The sequence below is a fragment of the Clostridium sp. genome (assembly GCF_051654825.1).
Taxonomy (GTDB): Bacteria; Bacillota; Clostridia; order Clostridiales; family Clostridiaceae; genus Clostridium.
Genome location: NZ_JBOFYU010000157.1, coordinates 1 through 4919, shown reverse-complemented (window position 1 = coordinate 4919; position 4919 = coordinate 1). Strand labels below are relative to the sequence as shown.

3 protein-coding genes and 1 pseudogene are annotated in these 4919 nt (G+C 29.8%); 3 read left to right on the top strand and 1 reads right to left on the bottom strand.

The genetic code is table 11. The features are described from left to right. Window positions 1-162, bottom strand: a pseudogene (locus ACRDBA_RS09415) (NCS2 family permease); the annotation flags it as partial. Between the two features lie 178 nt (window positions 163-340). On the opposite strand from ACRDBA_RS09415, the gene ACRDBA_RS09410 reads away from it, so the two are divergent. The 3 genes from ACRDBA_RS09410 to ade form a co-directional block, all read left to right on the top strand. Continuing rightward, complete coding sequence (locus ACRDBA_RS09410; RefSeq protein ID WP_438572668.1) at window positions 341-1147, top strand: RelA/SpoT domain-containing protein; 807 nt, start codon at window positions 341-343, stop codon at window positions 1145-1147. 478 nt (window positions 1148-1625) lie between these two features. Then, entirely contained in the window at window positions 1626-3410 is a 1785-nt protein-coding gene (locus tag ACRDBA_RS09405; protein WP_438572667.1) for an adenine deaminase, read from the top strand. A gap of 18 nt (window positions 3411-3428) precedes the next feature. Further along, window positions 3429-4919: adenine deaminase (gene ade, locus ACRDBA_RS09400; protein WP_438572666.1), on the top strand; the 1491-nt coding region annotated here is incomplete at its 3' end.

The following is a 4919-nucleotide window of genomic DNA, read 5'->3' as shown; positions in this document are numbered from 1 at the left end:
TACAGTAGCAATTATAAGTGGCTCTATTTTAATACCACCATCACTTAAAATACTTGCATTTACAATAATAATATATACAGCTGCAAAAAAAGATGTTAGGGCAGCAACGACTTCACCTCGAATTGTAACATTATGTTCTTTTAATTTAAAAATATTTCTCATCATTTCAACCTACTTTTTATAAATTAACTTTTGTATCTATTTATATTTTATTAGAATAAATTGATACAAGTTTATTTTTCCGAAAAATTTATAAATAATACAATACCTTTATAGAAATTTTAAATTTTAAATGATAATATATAATAAGAAAAAAATTAGTAGTTGTGAGGAAATACATATGAAAAATAGTTTTAATATTGATAATTTTATAAATAAATATCCTTATACATCTAAAGATATTAATGAAAATAATATTAATGAAAACAATTTGAAAGATATTTACGAGAATTATATATGTTACAAAAATACTTATGAAAATCAAGCAAATTTTATAGCTAATATTTTACGTTCTCATTCAGAAGTTCATTCAGTTAAATCAAGAATAAAAGATCCAGAAAGATTAATTGAAAAGGTTGTTAGAAAGACTGAAGATAGAAAAAATAAATATGGTGATGACTTTCAATTTAATGTAGATAATTATAAAGATGAAATAAATGATTTAATAGGAATAAGAGTAATACATATTTTTAAGGATCAATGGAAGAATATTCATGATTTTATAATAAAAACTTGGAATGTAGTAGAAATTACAGCCAATGTTAGAGATGGCGATAATACAAAAGTATTTAATGATTTAGGAATTGAAGTAAGATCAAGAAAATCTGGTTATCGTTCAGTTCATTACTTAGTTCAGTTAAGCTTTACACAAGAATACACAACTATTGCAGAAATTCAAGTTAGAACTATATTCGAGGAAGGGTATGGGGAGATAGATCATAGACTAAGATATTCTCATAGCAAAATCCCTATGATTTTAGAATCAAACTTACTTTTATTTAATAGAATAGCAGGAAGTGCAGATGAAATGGCTTCTCTAATAAATAAATTAAGTGAAGAGTGGTATCATAAAGAATTAGATTACAACAATATATTAATGGAAAAAGATAAGGAAATAGAAGCCTTAAAGGCCAAATTAAATAAATAGAATAATTTATGCTAATGGAGTAATTGATAATATTATTTCATTAGCATTTTTATTTTATTAAAAAATTTTATTAAATGAAAGCCAATTAATTTGTTAATAGAAAAAATAAACCTATACTTTATAGAATTACTTTATGTGAGATAAAATCTAGCTTTTGTACTATAGAAAATTATCCTTATAAAGTAATAAGGTGTAAAATAATGAAAAAAATATTGTAATTGTTGGAAAGCTATGATAAAATAAAACACGAACAATATTTAAACTTAGATTAATAATTATCGTGTTTTGGTGTTGTTTAGTAAAATAAAATAGAAAGATTAATTTTATTTTATGTATTTTATAATAATTAAATCATATTGATTAAAAGTACAAAAATTTAATCCATTAAATTCGTCAAGATACAAACTGCAGGACGGGAAACCTGGATCGCTATTATAAGCCTGGGTATCTTAAACTTTATTTAATTGGAGGATTTAAAATGAAACAAACAACTAACAATTTAAAACAACTTATCCGTGCTGGTAGAGGAATTGTTCCATCACATTCAGTAATTAAAGGTGGAAGCTTAGTAAATGTAATGACAAGTGAAGTTTATAAAGCTGATGTTGCAATTTACGAAGATACTATAGTTGCAGTAGGAGATGTAAGTGACTACATATCAGAAGATACTACAATAATTGATGCAACAGGAAAATTCTTAGTACCAGGTCTTATCGATGGGCACATACATAGTGAATGTAGCAAACTTAGCATAACAAGCTTTGCAAAAGCAGTAGTACCATGTGGTACAACAAGTATGATATCAGGTCTTGATGAATATATTTCAGTTTCAGGTTTAGAAGGTTTACAGGAAGTTTTTGAAGAAATAAAAGCTAGTCCTTTAAAAGTATTTTGGGGGGCTCCATATAAGACACCATATACATTCCCACAATCTACAGTTGCATTTAACTTTACTAAAGATGTACATGCTACTGTTCAAAAGTGGCCAGAATGTTTTGGTGTATGGGAAACAGTTCGTGAATATGTTCAAGAAGAAGATATAGATACTTTAGGTGCTATTGAAGAAGCTTCAAAAAATAGATTGCCTGTATTTGGTTGTGCACCAATGGCAAGAGGTAAGGAGTTAAATGGTTATCTTTGTTCAGGAGTACGTTTAGATCATGAAAGCTATGATCACGAGGAAGTAGTTGAAAAAATGCGTAAGGGTATGCATATGGTAATTCGTGAATCATCAGTTACACATTTCCTTAAAGAAAATATAAGAGCAGTTACAGAAGTTAATCCAGCACTTGCAAGACGTGTAAGTTTTTGTACAGATGATGTAACAGCTACAGATGTATTAGAAAAAGGTCATGTAGATAACTTAGTTAGATTAGCTATTAAAGAAGGGGTAGACCCAATGACAGCTATACAGATGGCAACTATTAATAGTGCTGAAGCCTATAGAATAGATCATATGGTAGGATCTATTTCACCAGGAAGAATTGCAGATATACTTTTAGTAGATAGTATAGAAGGCTTTAATGTGGAAACTGTAATTACTAATGGGAAATTAGTTGCAAAAAATGGGAAGTTATCTTATGAATTAAAGGCTCCAAAAAGAAGTTCTGTTTTAACTAGTGAGTTAAAGTGCAAAATGACTACTAAAGAGGACTTTTTATATAGAGTAAATATAGATGAAGGAAAAGCAAAAGTCCTTTCAATGAATGTAAAGGGACCTTTTGTGAGAAAAAGAAGAGATGTAGTGCTAGATGTTAAGGATGGGATAGTAAATCCAGATATAAATCAAGATGTATTAATGGTTTCAGTTCTTGAGCGTTTTGGGCGTAATGGAAATAAATCTTTAGCATTTTGTTCAGGATGGAAGCTTAAAAAAGGTGCAATGGCTTCATCAGCAGCTCCAGATGATAATAATATAATTGTTATGGGTGCAGATGCAAATGATATGTCAGTTGCAGTAAATCACTTAATTGAAAATGGTGGTGGACAAGTTGTCGTTGCAGATGGAAAAGTAATAGAATTCTTATCACTTCCAGTTGGAGGAATTGCAAGCGACTTAGAACCAGAAGAAATAGCATATAGAGAAACACTTTTAAATACGGCAGCAAATGAATTAGGATGCGATTTACCAGAACCTTTAATGTACATGTTCTTTTTACCTATAACAGCCATTCCTGATTATGCAATTACAGATGTAGGACCAGTTGATTGTATTGCTTTAAATACATTTAATCCAATATTAGAGCTTATTGAAAATAAGTAGTATATAGGGGTAGATATAATGGAAAAAAGAGATTTAAAGAAATTAATAGATATTGCATCAGGAAGAGAAAAAGCAGATTTAGTAATTAAAAACTGTAAAGTAGTAGACGTATATAATGGGACTATTATTGAAGGTGATATTGCATTAAGTAATGGAATAATTGCTGGCGTAGGAAGTTATGAAGGAGAAAAAGAGATTGATGCAAATGGAAAGTATGCATCTCCAGGCTTTATAGATAGTCATATTCATATAGAGTCTTCGTATGTAAGTCCAGAGGAACTAGGCAGATTAGTAGTTCCTCATGGAACTACTACAATTATTGCAGATCCACATGAAGTTGCTAATGTTTGTGGATTTAATGGTATAAATTATATGATAAAAGCGTCAGAAGGAACTGCATTAGATATTCAAATGATGTTACCTTCATGTGTACCAGCAACTCCTTTTGAGCATTCAGGAGCACGAATAGATGCTGAAGATATGGAAAAACCAATGAACAGCAATAAAATTCTTGGACTTGGAGAATTTATGAACTTTCCAGGAGTTATAGAAGCACATGAAGATGTTTTAGATAAGCTATTAGTAGCAAAAAGGTTAGGAAAGCCAATAGATGGTCATAGCCCAGGATTAGTAGGAAATGCATTAAATGCTTATGCAGCAGCAAATATTAGAACAGATCATGAGTGTTCTACAATTGAAGAAATGCATGATAGAATATCTCGTGGTTTATATGTATTACTTCGTCAAGGATCAGCTTGTCATAATCTTAGAACATTAATAAAAGGAGTAACACCATATAATAGCAAACGTTGTTTATTATGTGCAGATGATTGTCAACCTAAGACAATATTAAGTGTTGGTCACTTAGATAACCATTTGAGAATGTGTATAGAAGAAGGAATAGATCCTATTGTGGCAATTCAAATGGCAAGTTTAAATGCAGCTGAATGCTTTGGTTTATCAGATAGAGGAGCAATAGCTCCAGGTTTAAGAGCAGATATAGTAATCTTTGATAATTTAAAAGATTTCAATGTAAATAATGTATTTATTAATGGAGAGGAAGTTGCAAAAGAAGGGGAATATATCAAGACTATTAAGAGACATGATATATCAGATACAAAAGGAAGCTTCCATGTTAAAGATTTTTCAAAGAAAAGATTAGAACTTAAGATAAATTCTAGAAAAGCTAATGTAATAAATATTTTGCCAGGTGGAGTAGTTACAAGCAAAGAAGTTGTAGAAATAGATAGAGACGAAAATGGAATTTTTAAATATAATAAATCACAAGATATAGTAAAGGTTGCAGTAGTTGAACGTCATCAAAATACAGGTAATGTTGCAGTAGCATTATTAAAGGGATATGGAATAAAAGAAGGTGCAATAGCACTTTCAGTTGCTCATGATTCTCACAATATTATTGTAGTTGGGGTAAATGATGAAGATATGGCTTTTGCAGTTGAAGAACTTATAAGTCAAGGCGGTGGAATTGTACTTGTTAAGGATGAAAAA

Bases quoted from the DNA above. Each gene is read 5' to 3' on its own strand.
- ACRDBA_RS09405 (WP_438572667.1), top strand. From the start codon at position 1,626: ATGAAACAAACAACTAACAATTTAAAACAACTTATCCGTGCTGGTAGA.
- ACRDBA_RS09410 (WP_438572668.1), top strand. From the start codon at position 341: ATGAAAAATAGTTTTAATATTGATAATTTTATAAATAAATATCCTTAT.